This is a genomic window from Dactylosporangium sp. NPDC000521, from assembly GCF_042898305.1.
Lineage (GTDB): Bacteria > Actinomycetota > Actinomycetes > Mycobacteriales > Micromonosporaceae > Dactylosporangium.
Map to the genome: position 1 here is coordinate 1026003 of NZ_JBIAYW010000001.1, position 16368 is coordinate 1042370.

Sequence of the window (16368 nt, forward strand, 5' to 3'; positions counted from 1 at the left end):
CCTCTCTCTTTCCGGGTGTGGTCCGTGATCGCCGTTGATCGCGTGGCATGCAGCGTCGCGGTCATCGGTTTCGCCCGTTGTACGTCCGCGTTTCGAGCATGTTTCCGGCGTCACACCCCGGACGTGCCCGCCGGGCCGGCTCTGGACGGCGCGGTCATCGGCGTCCCGCTGAGGCCTGCCCGTCGCCGCTCTCAGCGCCGCCCGCGTGCACCGGTCCACCCCGGTCCGACCGTGCCGGCGGCACGGATGGCTCCTTCCGGCGGCGGGCCACCCCGCGCTGGACCCACAGACGGCCCGCGACCCCGGCACCGGCGACGCTCGCGACGGCGAGGCCGCACGAGAACGCCCGCTGCACGGTCGTGAAGTCGTCGGAGAGCATGGTGCCGGCCGCCACGACGACCTGCGCGCCGAACGCCACCACGGCGGACGTGCCGACGATCGCCTCCGCCGTGAACTGCGGGTCGAGCACCCGGTGCAGGGTCGGGTGCCGCACTCCGACCTCGATGGTGCCGCGGTCCGCCGCCAGATGCGTCCGCTCCCCGTCGGTGAGGGCGAACAGGGACGCCCGGATGCGTGCGATGTCCCGGTCGTACGCCCGCAGCGCCATGCCGAACTTCCGCACGCTGACGAGGATCAGCAGGCTGACCATGCCCAGCACCCAGGCCATGGACGCCACCCCGATGGCCACGTCCGGCCAGTTCGTCATCTGCGCGCCGACCGCCACGAAGAACCCGATGATCGCGACCAGCAGCGTGAAGTAGTACCCCAGGAACTGGTTGCGCTCCTGCTCGATGTGCCGGTAGTGCAGCCAGTGCTGCTGCCCCTCGTACATGAGTACATCCGTCAACAGGCGCTCGCGCTCGAAATCGCTCAGACTCACTGCGCCAGCGTCGGATGCCGGCCGCCGATGATCATCACCCCTCGCGGGTGAGCGGTCCGCATCCGCCGCGCCAAGACGGACGTGGATCGCCGGCCGGGGCCGGCAACCCGACCGCACCGGGGGCGCAACCGGTCGACGATCAATCGGGCACGCAGGAGGCCGATACGGCGCTCATGACCCACCGCAACCGCTTCCTGGCACTGCTCCTGCTCGCGACGCAGGCGGTGCTCCTCGGGATCGGGATCGGTGCGGGGCCGGCCGCGGCGGCAGGGTCCGGCGCGGTCGTCACGGACCCCGGGTGCCTCACGACGGTCGCGGCGCGCACCGACGACGGATCGTCGGGGGCCGTGCCGCTCGGGTTCCCGGTCAACTTCTTCGGCACGACGTACGACAGCATGTACGTCAACAACAACGGCGACGTCACGTTCGGCAGCCCCTACACGGGATTCTCGGGGCTGGACCTCGCCGCGTTCGGCAGCCCGATCATCGCCGTCGCGTTCTTCGACGTCGACACCCGGGCGGCCGGGACGAAGCCGGTGTCGTACGGCCCGATCACGTACGCCGGACGGCCCGCCTACTGCGTGAACTGGGTCGACGTCGGCTACTTCAACAACGGCGGGGACCGGCTCAACAGCTCGCAGCTGGTCCTCGTCGACCGGTCGGACACCGGCGCGGGGAACTTCGACATCGTCATGAACTACGACCGGCTGGCGTACGAGCCGGCCGGCGGGCTGACCGTCGGCTACTCCAACGGCACCTTCACATACGTGTACCCGGGCTCGGGGGTCGCCGGCGCCCTGGTCGACGCCAACAGCAGCACCGGGTTGGTGCACAACTCCAACGGGCGGTACGTGCACCGGGTCCGGGGCGGGCAGCCGAGCGCGCCCGGCGCGCAGACCATCGACTTCCCGGCGCCCGGCGACGTCGTGTACGGGGTCGCGCCGTTCACCGCGGGCGCGGCCGCCTCCTCGGACCTGCCGGTCACCCTCACCGCGTCCGGCGCGTGCACCGTGGCCGGCGACACCGTGACCGTCACCGCCGTCGGCGCCTGCACGCTGACCGCGAACCAGGCCGGCGACGGCACGTACACCGCGGCGCCGCCCGTGACCCGGGTGTTCCAGGTGGCCAAGGCGTCGGTGCCGGTGTCCCTCGCCGGGCTCGCCCAGACGTACGACGGCACCGGGCGCACGGTCACCGCGTCCGCCGACCCTGACCCCGGCACCGGCACGATGGCCGTCACCTACGACGGCGCACCCACCGCCCCGGTGCACGCCGGCAGCTATGCGGTGCAGGCGACGTACACGTCGGCGACGCACACCGGCGCCGCCTCCGGCACGCTCGTGGTCGCCAAGGCACCGCAGACCATCACGTTCCCGGAGCTCACCGGCCGCAGCTACGGCGGCGGCCCCGTCCGCCTCGCCGCGTCGACCGAGGCCGGGCTGCCCGTCCGGTACGACGCCGGCGGCCCCTGCACCATGGACGGCGTGACCCTGTCGGTCACCGGCGTCGGCCAGTGCACGGTCACCGCGACGCAGCCCGGCGACGCCGACCGCCTCGCCGCCGCACCGGTCGCGCGGTCGTTCGCCGTGGCCAAGGGCGCCGCCACGATCACGATCGGCGGGCTGTCGCAGGTGTACAGCGGCGCGCCGCGGGCGGTGACCGCCACCGTCGAGCCGTCCGCCGCCGGAGCCGTCGCCGTCACGTACGACGGGTCCAGCACGCCGCCGACCGCCGCCGGCACCTACCGGGTCGTCGCCACCGTCGACGGCGCCCACTACCAGGGCACGCTCACGGCGACGCTGACCGTCGCGAAGGCCCCGCAGACCGTCGACTTCGCCGTGCTCGACGCCGCGACGTTCGGCGACGCGCCGCGCCCGCTGCGGGCCACCGCCTCGTCGGCGCTGCCGGTCCGGTTCACCGCCACCGGCGGCTGCGAGGTGCGCGAGGGCCGGCTCGCCTTCGTGCGGGGCGGCGGGTGCGCCGTCACCGCGCACCAGGACGGCGACGCGAACCGGCTGGCCGCGCCCGCCGTGGTCCGCTCCGTCGAGGTCGCCCGCGCCGTGCAGGCCGTGACCCTGACCGCGCCGCGGCGGCTCACCGTCGGCGGCGCGGCCGGCGCCGTCACCGCCACGTCCACCGCCGGGCTGCCCGTCCAGATCACCGTCGCCGGCCCCTGCGCGCTGAGCACCGGGCTGGCCCCCGTCCACACCGGCACCTGCACCGTGACCGCCGCCCAGCCGGGCGACGAGTCGCGCCTGCCTGCGACCGCCGCGACCGCCACCACGACCGTCTCGCCCGGCGCGGCGACCCTGCACGTGCGGGGGCTGTCGCAGGTCTCCGACGGCGGCCCGCGGGCCGTGCGGGTGAGCACGACCCCGGCCGGGCTGACCGGCACCGCCGTCACCTACGATGCCCGCGCCCGCATCCCGTCGGCGCCGGGCACGTACCGGGTCGTGGCCACGCTCGACAACCCCGACTGGGTCGCGGCCGCCGTCGTCGCGACGCTGACCGTCGCCCAGCCCGCAGCGGTGCCGGTGGTCGATCCGGCGACCGGGTCCCGGCCCTCGCTCGCGCCCAACGCCACGATGTCCACTGTGGATGGTGTACCGGCGGCCGTCGCCCTCGTGCCCGCGACCGGCGGCGGCGTCACGCTCACGGGCAGCGGCTTCACCGCCTCCGTCGCCGCGGTCGGCGCGGACAGCGCACGGCAGCCGCTGGACGCCGACGGGAAGCTCGTGGTGGACCGCAAACACCACGTCTCGGTGTCCATGACGGGGTTCGCGCCGAAGACCCGCACCGACGTGTGGCTGTTCTCCGACCCCGTGCTGATCGGGCAGGTGACCACCGACGAGCGCGGCGCCGTGGCCGCGGAGCTGCCGGTGCCGGCGACGCTGCCCACGGGCCGGCACACCCTGCAGGTCAACGGCGTCGCCGCCGGCGGCGCGCAGCGGACCCTGAGCGTCGGGCTGCTGCTCGTCGACACCCCCGTGCCGGCGGCGGCACCGTCCGCGCCGGTCACCGCCGCGCCGGCCCAGGGTGATCGGCCCGCGCTCGCGGCGCCCGCGCTGCCGGCCGCCGCCGACGTGCTCGCGCAGTTCCCCGCCTACCTTCCGGCGGCGCACGCGGACGCGGTCGTCAACACGGCGGTCGCCGGCTTCACGCTGCTGGCCATCACCGCCGGCGCCGGCAGCGTGGCGGTCGCGGGCGGCGGCACCGTCCGCACGAAGTCGGAGTCCCGCAAGGCCGGCAAGATCGCCTCCGGCTCGTCCAAGCACTTCAAGGAGAAGTGGGACGGCAGCGGCCGCGGCGACAAGTCGTCCACCTGGCGGCTGCTGCCGACCGCCTGGCTCGACCGGCGCAGCCTCGACCTGCCGCAGCGGGTCGCGCCCAGGTCGCCGCTGCTGGCCAGGATCCTCACCGACGGCTCCTACCTGCGGGCGATGCTCGGCGGTGCCTGGTGGGCGGTGCCGGCCACCGGCGCGGTGCTCGGCGTCGTCGCCGGCGTGCAGAGCCACGGCGCGCCGCTGCCGTCCGCCGGCCTCATGCTGGCGCTCGTCGTGCTCGGCATCCTCGACGCGTTCGCCGGGCTCGCCGCGGCCGTCGCGTTCGGCACGGTCGTCGTCGCCGCGGGCGGGGTCTCCTCGACCGACACGCTGCGGCTGCTGCTCGGCGTGAGCGCGCTGTGGTTCGCGATCGCGCTGCTCGCCGGCGTCGTCCGCCCGTTCCGCCGGCCGCGGCCGCAGCGGGCGCTGGACTGGTGGACCCGCGGCGGCGACGTGCTCATCGCGTCGCTCACCGGCGGCTGGGCGATGCAGAAGAGCATCGGCGCGCTGAACGGCCTCGCCGGCCACGTGCTGCCGATCGCCGGGTCCGCGAACCGGATCGCGCTCGCGGCGCTCGTCGCGATCGTCGTGCGGATCGGGCTGGAGAGCGTCGCCGGCTGGGCGTACCCGTCGCGGCTCGGCGCCGTCCGCCCGGAGAAGCTGCCGAAGCCCGGGAAGGCGCAGCGGCTCGCCGCGATCGGCCTGCGCACCGCAGTGTTCGTCTTCGTGGCCGTCCCGTTCCTGGGCATGCCGTGGCAGCTGTGGGCGGGTGCCGCGCTGTTCCTCGTGCCGCAGGTGCTCAGTGTGTACGAGGACGCGTTCCCGAACAAGCCGAAGCTCTTCCGCTTCCTGCCGAAGCGCGTCGTCAAGACGGTCTTCATGATGCTCGTCGGCACCGTCTCCGGCCTGGCTCTCGCCTGGCTCCTCGACGACCCGGCGGCGCGGATCGTCAACGGCTTCGTCCTGCTGTCGCTGCCGGGCCTGGTGTTCTCGCTCGTCGAGCTGTTCGGCCGCGAGGGCGAGGAGCGCGAGCAGACCTGGCGCCGCGAGCTCGCCGGCGGCGCGGTCGTCGCCGTCGGTATCGCGGCCGCCCTCGGCGTGTTCTCGTAAGGGGTGTCTCAGATGCTCCGGTCGCGGCGCAGCACGTACAGCGGACGGGGCCGGAGCCGGCCCGGGTCGAGCAGGCACGGCCGGCCACGTCGGACCGGACGATCAGCGCCGCTGCCGGGCGATCGCCTCGGCGCTGATCGGCGTGAACAGATTCACCAGCGTCCCGTCGGGGTCGCGCAACAGCAGTGACCGGTTGCCCCACGGCATCGTGGTGGGCTCCTGAACGAACTCACCGATCATGCCCCGCAGCCGGGCGAACTCGGCGTCCACATCGTCCACCCGAAACTCGATGATCGCCGTGCGGTTGGCGGACGGCTCGGCCGAGCCTTCGCCGAAGAGCTTGACCGTGGCGGCGCTACCGATCGCAAGGGTCGCCCCCGGCAAGGCGACCTCGGCGAAATCGGGCGTGTACCGGCGGGCGGCCTGCCCGGTGACCTGCTCGTAGAAGTCCGCGAGACGGCCGACGTCGCCGGTGATGATACGGACCGACGCAAAGATCATGACGTTCTCCCTGTCGTGCGCTGAAGCGTGAAGCAGAGGCTACGAGCAATACCGGGCATGTTCCGCCCGGTATCTGGAAGAATCCTGATCCATGCCGCGACCGACCGCGCGGGTGCTCGCCCTCCTGGAGATCCTGCAGGGCGGCGGCACCCACACCGCTCTCGAGCTGGCCAGGCGCCTCGACGTCGACGAGCGCACCGTGCGCCGCTACGCCGAGCACCTGCTCGATCTCGACGTGCCGGTCGAGTCGGTACGTGGACGCTACGGCGGCTACCGGCTGGCGCCCGGATTCCGGATGCCCCCGCTGATGCTGACCGACGAGGAAGCGCTTGCCGTCCTCCTCGGCCTGGCGGCGGGCCGCCGGGCCGGCCTCGCGACCACGTCGAGGGAGGCCGCCGAAGCCGCAGCGGCCAAGATTCGCAGGGTGCTGCCCAAGGCACTCGCCGCGCGGCTGGACGCGCTGTTCGCGACCACCGACTTCACCGCATCTGAGCGCGAGACGACCACGCCGGAGACCTCCGTCATGCTGCGGCTGGCGGAGGCGGCCGGGCAGCGCCGACCCGCGGTGATCGCCTACTTCGACCGCGGCGGCCGGCGCAGCGAGCGCACTGTGCACCCCTACGGCATCGTCGCGCACTCCGGGCGTTGGTACGTCACCGGCCCCGACTCGGCCTCGGGGGAACTGCGCACGTTCCGGCTCGACCGGATCACGCAGGTGCGCCTGGCGCAGGGCACGTTCACGGTGCCCGACGGCTTCCGGCCCGCCGACGTGGTCCGCGCGACCCTGGCCGGCACCCCCTGGCGCCACCAGGTCGCCATAGCGGTGCGGGGCACGGCCGACGAGGTACACACCCGGCTGCCGCGGGGCATCGCCACCATCGAACCGGACGCCGGCCACGGCGCGGACTGGGTGCTGGTCCGGCTCCGGGCGCAGCGGCTCGACTGGCTTCCCGGCGTCCTGGCCGAGCTCGGACTGCCGTTCCTCGTGCACGAGCCGGCCGAGCTCCGCGACGTCATCAGCGCCTGGGCCCACCGCGTCGCGGGCTGCGCGACCGCGACGACACCGCAGGAGGCGACTGCCGCGACTGAGACACCTCTACGCTGGGCCCGGTGACCTTCCATCCCGTGCCCGCACCGCGCCCGACGCTCACCCACGCCGACTGTGTGGTCTCCACGCCGCTCGGGTACCGCCCACTGCACCTCGACCTGCACGTGCCGCCCGGCGACGGCCCGTTTCCCGTGGTGCTCTGGATCCACGGCGGCGGCTGGATGACCGGCAGCCGCGTGTGGACGGTCGACCAGCGGTTCCACGAGCGGATGGTGGCCCGCGGCTACGCCGTCGCCGACGTCGACTACCGGCTGGCGCTGGAGGCCACCTACCCGGCGCAGCAGGCCGACATCGAGGCCGCCGTCCGCTGGCTGCGCCACCACGCCGCCGCGCTGCGCCTGGACCCGGCCCGCTTCGCCCTGCTCGGCGAGTCGGCCGGTGGTCAGCTCGCGGCGGTCGCGGGCCTCACCGGCACCGGCGACACCGCGATCCAGGCCGTCATCCTCTGGTACGCCCCGGCCGACCTCTCCACGTTCCCGCGCCAGGACGACCCGTTCATGTTCCCGGCGATTCTGCTCGGCGGCGCCCTGCAGGAGCGGCAGGCGTTCGCCCGGCTCGCGAGCCCGCTGCACAACATCCACCCGGCCGCGCCGCCGTTCCTGCTCGTCCACGGCACCGAGGACGAGACCGTCCCGTTCGCGGAGGCCACCGGTTTCGCCGAGGCGCTGCGCGCCCAGGGCGTCCGCTGCGACGTCCTGCCCGTCGAAGGCGCCGGGCACGTCTTCACCGGCGCCACCGTCGAGGTCGGCGCCCTCACCGAGGCCGGCGCGGACTTCCTCGACGACGTCCTGCGCTGACCGCGGGCCCGCAGCGGCCGGCCCAGCGCATCGGCGCACTCGTGGTCGCCGTCGGCGGCCTCCCGGCGCAGCAGGTCCAGATGACCGTGCCCCGCGAGCGCCTTCACGACGTCCCGCGGCAGCCCGTCCTCGAGCCGGCGGCGGCCGTCGGGTCCGGCGGTGTCCACACCGACGCACCGTGATGATGAAGCGTTGCGTGGGGACGGACCGGGCGGGTACCAGGAGAACCGTGCGTGATCAACGTGGACGGCCCCGGGTGGTCGTCGTGACTGGAGCGTCGAGCGGGATCGGTCATGCGGCGGCGCTGGCGTTCGCGGCCGCGGGTGACCGGCTGGTGCTCGCGGCGCGGGCGCGGCCCGGCCTCGACAAGGTCGCGGCGGAGTGCCGGGCGGCCGGGGCGGAGGTCCGGGTGGTCACCGCCGACGTGACGCGGCCCGGGAGCCTCGACGCGGTGGCGGACGCGGCCGTCGGCGAGTTCGGCGGCATCGACGTGTGGGTGCACACGGCGGCGGTCATGGCGTACGGGCGGCTCGAGGACGTGCCCGCCGAGATCTTCGACCGGGTGGTGGAGACCGACCTGCTCGGCTCCGCGGCGGTCGCCCGGGCCGCCCTCCCCCGGTTCCGGGCGCAGGGGCACGGGATACTGGTGTTCGGGGGGTCGCTGCTGGGCACGATCGCCGCGCCGTACATGAGCGCGTACATCGCCAGCAAGTGGGGGCTGCGGGCGCTGGTGCGGGTGCTGCGGCTGGAGACCCGCGACGCGCCCGGGATCCACGTGTGCCTGGTCGCGCCCGGGGCGGTCAACACCCCGGTCTACCGCAACGCCGCCAACTTCGCCGGGCGGATCGGGCGGCCGCCGCCACCGGTGGACCCGCCCGAGAAGGTGGCCCGCGCGATCCTGCGCTGCGCCGAGCACCCCCGCGCGACGGTCAACGTCGGCACCGCCGGCACGGTCGTCAGGCTCGGCTTCACGCTGTTTCCGCGTCTGTACGACACGCTGGTCGGACCGCTGATGCGCCGCGGCGGCCTGTCGCGGGAGCCCGTCGCGCCGCACCCCGGCAACGTCCTGGCGCCGCTGCCGCCGTCCGGGCACAGCCTGCACGGCCCGTGGAAGCCGCGCCGGGCGCTGCGCACGGCCTCGGCGCTCGGCGCCGCCGCCCTGGCCGCCGTCGCGATCCGGGGGCTGGCGCGGGGCAGGGCCGGCCGGTGAGCTTGGCCGCGCTCGTACAGCGGGCGCCGATGCCGGCCGTCGCGGTGGCGGTGTTCACCCGGGACGCGCAGCTCGCCGAGGTCGTCCACGGCTGCGCCGACCTGGAGACCGGCCGGCCCGCCACCCGGGACGACTGGTGGGACCTGGCGAGCCTCACGAAGGTCCTCGTGACGGTCCCGGCGGTCCTCGACCTGGTGGCCCGCCGGCGGATCGGGCTGGACGAGCCGCTGGGCACCGTGTGGCCGGACGCGCGCCACGCGCCGTTCGCCGGTGCGACGGTCGCGCAGCTGCTCAGCTACGACGCCGGGCTGCCCGCCACCGTCCCGTTCTTCGAGGCAGGCACCGATGTCGTGGCGGCCGCGCTCGGGACGCGCCCCACCGGTTCCGGGGCCGTGTACAGCGACGTGAGCTTCATCGTGCTCGGCGCGATGGTCGAGGCGCTCACCGGCAGGTCCCTGGCGGAGGCCGCGGCACGGCACGGGCTGCGGTACGCGCCGCTGCCCGGCCCCGCGGTCGCCACCGAACGGTGCGCCTGGCGGGGGCGGCTGATCTGCGGCGAGGTCCACGACGAGAACGCCGCGGCGATGGGTGGCGTCGCCGGGCACGCCGGCGCGTTCGGAACGATCGGCCAGGTCGCCCGGGTCGGCCAGGACTGGCTGTGCGAGCGGGTGAGCACCCCGGTGCTGCACCGGTCGGTCCGCGAGTGCTGGTCGGAAGGCGGCGACGGGGAACGCTTCGGCCTCGGCTGGTGGCTGGCGCCCACCCGCGGCCTGGGCGGGCCACGCGCGGGCGCGGACGGCTACGGCATGTCGGGGTTCGTCGGCAACCGGATCTGGCTCGAACCCGGCCGTGGCTACGGCGTCGTGGTGCTGAGCAACCGCGTCCATCCGGTCCGCACCCCGCGCGAGCCGTTCGCCGCCTGGTGCGCCGAACTCCTGACCACGGTCGCCGATGCGATGCGATCGTTCGGGACGATACGTTCTCATTGACATGCGTCGCTCAGTATCGGTAGCGTGACGCACGGGAATTGCATCTTGCAGTGGTCGTTAAATGCGCGTGAACACGCCATTTCGTCATGCGTGGAAACGGAGCGAAACGTTTACATGACCGACGATGAGCAGCATGACCACGGAATGTCCGGGCCGGTCTTCGCCGTTGGCGGGCCGTCCGCATATGACGAAGTGGTGCGGTTCACGGATGCGGTAAAGGCGCTCCGCCCGCTACCGGAAATACCGCACCCCGATTTCCTGCTGTTCCAGACGCTGCATCTCACCGCGGAACTGCTCTGGTACAACATGCATTTCGACATCGTCCGCGCCGCCGACGATCTGCGCGGCGGGGATTACCGGTCCGCGCACCGCCTGGTGCGCCGCGCGACGGAGTTGCAGCGGCTGACGGTGACACATCTCAGCCAGGTCCGGTCCGGCATTCCGCAGACCGAGTTCCTGCAGATCCGGGCGAGTCTCCCCGATGGCGGAAGCGGCCTGGACTCACCCGGCATGCGCAATCTCCACAAGGCGTGCCGGCACCTGTGGCGCTGCTTCACCGCGGCCATGGAGTCCGACGGCGTGGCGTCGGAGGCGGAGCTGCTGGAGGCCGACGCGACCCACCCGCACCTGCGGACCGTCGCGCTGGAGATGCTGGAGCTCGACGACGCGATGCTCGGCTGGCAGCAGGAGCACCAGCGGATGGTGTGGGCGCGCCTCGGCGGCCACCCGACCCTGGACGGCGGGCCGCGCGACGGGCCCGTCAGCCTCACCGGGCGGTCCGTCGGCGTGCTCGACCGGTTCGTCGCGCACATGCGCTTCCCCCGGCTGTGGCAGGCGGTGCAGGACTACCACGAGTCGATGGCCAAGCATCAGGCGTACGGAGGGACCCACCGATGACCGGCACCGTCTGGCAGCCGCCGCAGGATCTGCCGTTCCACTGGCACGTGTACGACGTCGGGCACCTGCTCCCCGATGGCTGGGCCGCGGCGCTGCTCGACGTGGCCCGCGAGCACGCCGTCCGGCGCGTCTTCCGGCCGACCATGTCCACGGCCCGGGAGGTCGCCGGCGCCGAGATCCCGATGCACAGCGTCGACGGCGAGGTGCTGCGCCGGGCCGCGCCGTGGACGTTTGATCTGTACAGCGGCTGGTTCAAACAGCTCGGCGAGCGGACCGCGGAGGAGAAGCTGGAGGAGACCAGCAGCGACAACCGCGCGCTGAGCCTCAACATCCAGCAGGGGATCACGATGCGGTACCCGTGCCACGTCGACAGCAACCCCATGCAGGGGCTGCTGTACCTGACGTCGTGCACCGAGGAGACCGGCGGCGGCCTCGTCGTCGCCCGCGACCGCGCGGCCCGGGACGTCGCCGGCGTCGACGCGGACGCCATGCGGATCTACCCGTCGGCGGGCCAGCTGTACTTCTTCGACGCGCGCCGGCACGCCCACTACGTCGAGCCGCTGCGCCGCGACGACGCCGTCCGCGCCGTGCTCACGATGAACTACTACTCGCCGTCGTGCCCGGAGACGGTGCGCCCCTCCGGGCTCGACGAGCAGCTGTTCGGCCGCTGAGTCAGGCGCTCATGACCGGGTCCGGTTCCGGCAGCGTCGTCTCCCTCAGGCCGATCCGCCGGTGCAGGCGGCGCAGCGGGCCCGGGGCCCACCAGTTCCACCGCCCGAGCAGCGTCATCGTCGCCGGCACGAGCAGGCAGCGCACCACGGTCGCGTCGATGAGGACGGCGGTCGTGAGGCCCACGCCGATCTGCTCGATGCTGCCCATCTGCGCCGCGGCGAAGCAGCCGAAGACGATCACCATGAGCAGCGCGGCGGAGGTGATGACCCGGCCGGTGTGCTGCAGCCCGCGGCGGACGGCGGTGTCGGTGTCGTCGCCGCCGTCGACGTACTCCTTGATCCGGCCGAGGAGGAACACCTCGTAGTCCATGGACAGGGCGAACGCGAACGCGAACAGGATGACCACGACGAACGGGTCGAGCCCGCCGACGGTGAGCGTGCCGAGCACCCCGGCGAGCCGGCCGTGCTCGAACACGGCGACCATGACGCCGAGGGTCGCGCCGAGGGACACGACGTTGGCGAGGATCGCCTTCACCGGCACGACCAGCGAACCCGTCATCGCGAACAGCAGCACGAGCATGGCGGTGAGCGTGATGCCCAGCGCGAGCGGCAGGTCGTCGATGATGAGGCCGACGAGGTCCACCAGTACCGCGGCGTCACCGGTCACCCAGGACTGGACCCCGGCGGGCCGGTCGGCGCGCAGCCGCCGCACGAGCTCCTGGGCGGCGTCGTCCTGTGCCCCGCCGCGCAGGGTCAGCTCGACGGCGGCGAGACCGGCGCCGACGGGCTTCGCCGGCTGGACCTTGCCGACGGCCGGGTCGCCGGACCAGCGGGCGGCGTACGCGTCGAGCTCCGCAGCGCCCGTGCGGGCGACGACCGTGACCGTCGGGGCGAACGACCGGCCGAACCGGGTCTTGAGCTCGTCGGCGACCCGCACCGACTCGACGCTGCGCGGGAAGCCTTCGAGGCCGGGCAGCTTCACGGTCGCCGACAGCAGCGGCAGGCCGGCGGCGAGCAGCAGCGCCGCGGTGACCACGGCGACGACTGCCGCCCGGCGCTGCACCAGCGCGGCGAGGGCGGCGAAGAACCCGCGTCCGGCCTCGTCCCCGTGCGTGGCGGCCTTCTGGCGGGCGGGTTTGAGCCGCTTGCGGGCCAGGCCGATGAGCGCCGCCGTGAACGTCAGCGACACCAGCATCGCGACCAGCGCGATCGACACACCGGCGGCACCGAGCGCGGTCAGCTGCCGCACCGAGAAGGCGAGGAGGCCGGCGAGCGCGGCGGCGACGGTGAGGGCGCTGAAGAAGATGGTGCGCCCGGCGGTCGCCCAGGCCCGGCCGATCGCTTCCTCAGGCGGGAACCCGGCGGCGAGCTCCTCGCGGTAGCGGGCCACGAGCAGCAGTCCGTAGTCGACGGACAGGCCCAGCCCGAGCAGCGACGCCACGGTCAGCGCGTTGGAGTCCACGTCGGTGACCGTGGTGAACGCGTACAGGACGGGGAAGACAGCGGCGACGGACACGACCGCGGCGAGCACCGGCACCCCGGCCGCGATGAGCCCGCCGAACACGATGACGAGCACGACCAGCGTCAGCGGCAGCGACAGCAGCTCGGCGCGGCTGCGGTCCTCGTCGAGGGTCCGCCCGGCGTCGCGGCTGATCGTCGCGGACCCGCCGACCCGGACGGCGGCGCCCGCGCGCAGCTCGCCGCCGAGCCGGTCGAGCTCGGCCTCGACCTTGTCGACGGCGGCGTTGCGGGTCGGCTTGTCGACCTTCTCCAGCGTGGCCACGACGAGCAGCGCCCGGCCGTCCGCCGACACCGCCGTCGCCTCGACCTTCCGCACGTGCTCGACCCCGCGCAGCCGCCCGGCGGCCGCGTCGACGGCGGCCCGGACGTCCGCCGCCTTCGGGTCGACGGCGTCCACCAGGCCGACGACCTGCCCGGAGGAGTCCTCGGCGGTGCCGATCAGGTCGTACGCCTCGATCGACTCGACCTTCTTGCGCACGCTGTTGGTCTCGGAGAGCGCGTCCAGCAACGGCCCCGCGGCGAGCACGCCCCCGACGACCGCGACCAGCCACACCCCGAGCACCCACCACCGCCGCCGGAAACACCAGCCGCCCAGCCCCGCCATGAAACCCATGGTGCAGAAACCTGCCAGACCGCGCGGAAGGTTGCTCGGGCGGGGTCGGGGACCGGCGCACGGCATCCGCGGCCTTCGCCTGGACGAGGGCCGCGGGCGGTCGCGTCTATTCGTTGGGGTAGACCAGGCCGATCTGGCGGCGGATCTCGTCGAGGGTCCGCATGATCGTCAGGGTCTCGTCGAGGGGCAGCAGCGGCGACTCGGTGGCGCCCGCCGTCAGCAGGTCGGCGAAGTGGGCCGCCTGGTAGACCAGGCCCTCGTGGCCGGTGATCGAGGGTGGGGCGGACTCGCGGGTGTCGCCGGTGAGGTCGGTGAGGCGCACGGTCTGCGGCTGGTAGAACGGCCCGGCGAGTTCGATCCGGGCGGCGGTGCCCGAGATGCTCGCCGTGGTCGGCGAGGCGGCCGTCTGGGTGGTGGAGACGATCCCGTGCGCGCTGCCGGTCCGCAGCACCGCGGAGACCTGGGCGTCGACGCCGGTCGTCGTCATGGTGCCGGTCGCCTGGATCTCCTCGGGAGCGCCGAGGACGAACGAGGTGAACGAGACCGGGTAGATGCCGAGGTCGAGCAGGGCGCCGCCGGCCAGGGCCGGGTTGAGCAGCCGGTGCGTGGGCCCGATCTCGAAGTGCTGGCCGTGGTCGCCGATCACCGTCTGCACCTCGCCGAGCGCGCCGTCGGCGATCAGCTGCCGGACGACGTCGTAGTGCGGCAGGAAGCGGCTCCACATCGCCTCCATGAGCAGCAGGTTGCTGCTACGGGCCAGCTCGACGAGCTCCGCCGCCTGGGCGGCGTTCTGCGTGAACGCCTTCTCGACCAGGACCGGCTTGCCCGCGAGCAGCGCCAGGCGGGTCTGCTCGTGGTGGTGGCTGTGCGGCGACGCGACGTAGACGGCGTCGATGTCGGCGTCGGCGACGAGCGCGTCGTAGGAGCCGTAGGCGCGGCCGCCGCCGTGCCGCGCCATGAACTCCTCGGCGCGCTGCAGTGAGCTGGAGCCGGCGGCGACCACCCGCGACCTCGAGTGCCGGTGGACGGCGCCCGCGAACTGGTCGGCGATCCATCCGGGCGCGATGACGCCCCACTTGATCGGGGGTGCGTCCGAAGGGTCCGCGGTGCGTGCGGTGGGCAGTGCAGTGCTCACGGTCGTCCTTACGTCGGTGCGGCGGTCAACCCGAAACTACACGACGTTGATCACGGCTCGGCGCGATAGCGTTGGCGGCCGTCCGCCGACCGGAGGAGCGTCGATGCCCGCCATGCCGCCCAGCGCGGAGACCGTGCGCGCGTGGCTGCGGCATCGCCGGTACGGTGTGCCGCCCGCCATGATCGACGCGGCGACCGGGCACCGGCAAGCCGGGGACTGGCGCCGGGCCTGCACCGCCGCGCACGTGACGCCTGACATCGACCTGCGCGCCGTCGCACGGGAGCACGGCCTCGCGGTCGCCGCCACGGTCGAGGACGACCTGCGGCACCTGGCACCCGACCTGCTGCGCTGGCACGAGCCGCTTCCCGGGCACCTCCCCTGGCCGGCCACCAGACGACCCGTCCCGATGACCCGGCTCGCCGGCGGGCTCGGCATCCTGCTGGCCCAGAGGCTCCGCAGCGGCGGCCGGGCGCAGTTCCACCTACGCTTCGGTGACGTCTCCCCCGCCGCCGCACTGGTCGACCGGCACCTGTGGGACGTCCGGCGGGCGCCCGGGCTGCGCGCGCTGTGCGGGCCGGAGCCGGTCAGCACCGACGCGGTCTGCCCGCACAGCACCGGCCGGCAGCGGGAGGCCGCCGCGGCCGCCGGGATCGACGCCACCGGGCTGGCCGAGCCGGCGTCGTCGGACCTCGGCCTGGCGAGCCACCCACTGGACTGGTCGCGGCTGGTGCCCGCCGCCCGGGCCCTGCTGGACCGGGTCCGCAGCCGCGCCGGGATGGTCGACCTGGGCGACGGCTGGCTGGACCTCAGGCAGCGCCCCACGATCGTCGCCGGGCCCGCACCCCGAGACGCGCCACCGCTGCAGGTCTCGGACTGGCAGGTGCCGCTCGACGCCGAGCTCCTCCGGCACGGCCTCATCGATCCCGGCGCCCTGCACCCGCTCGTCCACGACGCCCTCCTGCCCGGCCGTCCGCCGTCGCCGCCGCGGTACGGGCCGCCGGTGCCCACCGTCGTGACGGTGCCGTGCGGCGGGCAGGACCACCGGCTGGCCGCCCGCGACGGGCAGTGGCACCCGCTGGACCACGACGAGCGGGACCTCGCGCGCGAGGCCGCCCTCGCCGCGCTCGGCGGGCCGCCGGCCGAGGGCTGCGCCGGTGTGCTGCTGTGCTGGCGGACCGGTCGCCCGCCGGCCGACGGGCTGCCGCCGCCGGTGCAGGACCTGCACGACGAGCTCTGGCAGCGGGTGGAGTACGGCGACACCGACGGCGTCCTGTGGCTGCTCGGTGCGGGCTTCCCGCCGGCCGCGGGCCGGGGTGGTGCCACGCTCCTGCACGTCCTGCTCAGGCTCGACCACCCGCGGATGCTGCTCCACCTGCTCACGCTCGGCCTGGACGTGAACGCGCGGACGCTCGCCGGCGACACGCCGCTGCACGCCGCGGCGAGGTCGTCGTCCGCCGCCGCCGTCGACCTGATCGAGGCGTTGCTGCGGGCCGGCGCCGACCGGCGGGCGGTGAACGACCGCGGTGAGCGCCCCGCCGACCTGGCCCGCGGCCCCGAGGCGGCGGCCCTGCTGCAGGTCTGAAGGCACGCTTCCCGTCTGGCCAAGGGGCACC

Annotated in this window: 12 protein-coding genes; 8 read left to right on the forward strand and 4 right to left on the reverse strand. The window is 74.3% G+C overall.

Annotated elements, in window-relative coordinates; all coding sequences use genetic code 11:
* Positions 1-154 precede the first annotated feature (154 nt).
* Entirely contained in the window at positions 155-880 is a 726-nt protein-coding gene (locus ACFY3L_RS04920; protein ID WP_389318775.1) for a hypothetical protein, read from the reverse strand.
* Between the two features lie 173 nt (positions 881-1053).
* Between ACFY3L_RS04920 and ACFY3L_RS04925 the strand changes: the two genes are divergently transcribed.
* Positions 1054-5313: an MBG domain-containing protein gene (locus ACFY3L_RS04925; RefSeq protein WP_389318777.1), complete on the forward strand. Its 4260-nt coding sequence runs from the start codon at positions 1054-1056 to the stop codon at positions 5311-5313.
* 102 nt (positions 5314-5415) lie between these two features.
* On the opposite strand, the gene ACFY3L_RS04930 is transcribed toward ACFY3L_RS04925, so the two are convergent.
* Complete coding sequence (locus tag ACFY3L_RS04930) at positions 5416-5814, reverse strand: VOC family protein (protein WP_389318779.1); 399 nt, start codon at positions 5812-5814, stop codon at positions 5416-5418.
* A 91-nt stretch (positions 5815-5905) separates the two neighbouring features.
* Here ACFY3L_RS04930 and ACFY3L_RS04935 point away from each other — a divergent pair, with 91 nt between their 5' ends.
* The 6 genes from ACFY3L_RS04935 (at position 5906) to ACFY3L_RS04960 (ending at position 11486) form a co-directional block, all read left to right on the forward strand.
* On the forward strand, positions 5906-6928 hold the full coding sequence (locus ACFY3L_RS04935; protein ID WP_389318781.1) for a helix-turn-helix transcriptional regulator: 1023 nt from the start codon (positions 5906-5908) through the stop codon (positions 6926-6928).
* Positions 6925-7719 (forward strand): alpha/beta hydrolase fold domain-containing protein, encoded by a 795-nt coding sequence (locus ACFY3L_RS04940; protein WP_389318783.1) that lies wholly within the window; start codon positions 6925-6927, stop codon positions 7717-7719. Before ACFY3L_RS04935 ends, ACFY3L_RS04940 begins: the two co-directional genes overlap by 4 nt.
* Positions 7720-7984: 265 nt before the next feature.
* On the forward strand, positions 7985-8929 hold the full coding sequence (locus ACFY3L_RS04945; RefSeq protein WP_389318785.1) for an SDR family NAD(P)-dependent oxidoreductase: 945 nt from the start codon (positions 7985-7987) through the stop codon (positions 8927-8929).
* A complete protein-coding gene (locus ACFY3L_RS04950) occupies positions 8926-9918 on the forward strand; it encodes a serine hydrolase domain-containing protein (protein WP_389318786.1) in 993 nt (330 codons plus the stop codon). The genes ACFY3L_RS04945 and ACFY3L_RS04950 overlap by 4 nt, the downstream gene beginning before the upstream one ends.
* A 24-nt stretch (positions 9919-9942) precedes the next feature.
* Entirely contained in the window at positions 9943-10815 is an 873-nt protein-coding gene (locus ACFY3L_RS04955; protein ID WP_389318788.1) for a hypothetical protein, read from the forward strand.
* Positions 10812-11486 carry a 2OG-Fe(II) oxygenase gene (locus ACFY3L_RS04960; RefSeq protein ID WP_389318790.1) on the forward strand — a complete coding sequence of 225 codons (675 nt, stop codon included), beginning with the start codon at positions 10812-10814 and terminating at the stop codon, positions 11484-11486. Before ACFY3L_RS04955 ends, ACFY3L_RS04960 begins: the two co-directional genes overlap by 4 nt.
* Position 11487: 1 nt before the next feature.
* Here ACFY3L_RS04960 and ACFY3L_RS04965 read toward each other — a convergent pair whose 3' ends face one another.
* Both ACFY3L_RS04965 and ACFY3L_RS04970 read right to left on the reverse strand, forming a co-directional pair.
* Positions 11488-13611, reverse strand: coding sequence for an MMPL family transporter (locus ACFY3L_RS04965; RefSeq protein ID WP_389318792.1), 2124 nt, complete (start codon positions 13609-13611; stop codon positions 11488-11490).
* A gap of 115 nt (positions 13612-13726) precedes the next feature.
* The gene (locus ACFY3L_RS04970) at positions 13727-14755 is read right to left on the reverse strand and encodes a Gfo/Idh/MocA family protein (RefSeq protein WP_389318794.1); all 1029 of its coding nucleotides are present in this window, start codon (positions 14753-14755) and stop codon (positions 13727-13729) included.
* Positions 14756-14858: 103 nt separating this feature from the next.
* On the opposite strand from ACFY3L_RS04970, the gene ACFY3L_RS04975 reads away from it, so the two are divergent.
* Complete coding sequence (locus ACFY3L_RS04975; RefSeq protein WP_389318796.1) at positions 14859-16337, forward strand: hypothetical protein; 1479 nt, start codon at positions 14859-14861, stop codon at positions 16335-16337.
* The last annotated feature ends 31 nt before the right edge of the window (positions 16338-16368 follow it).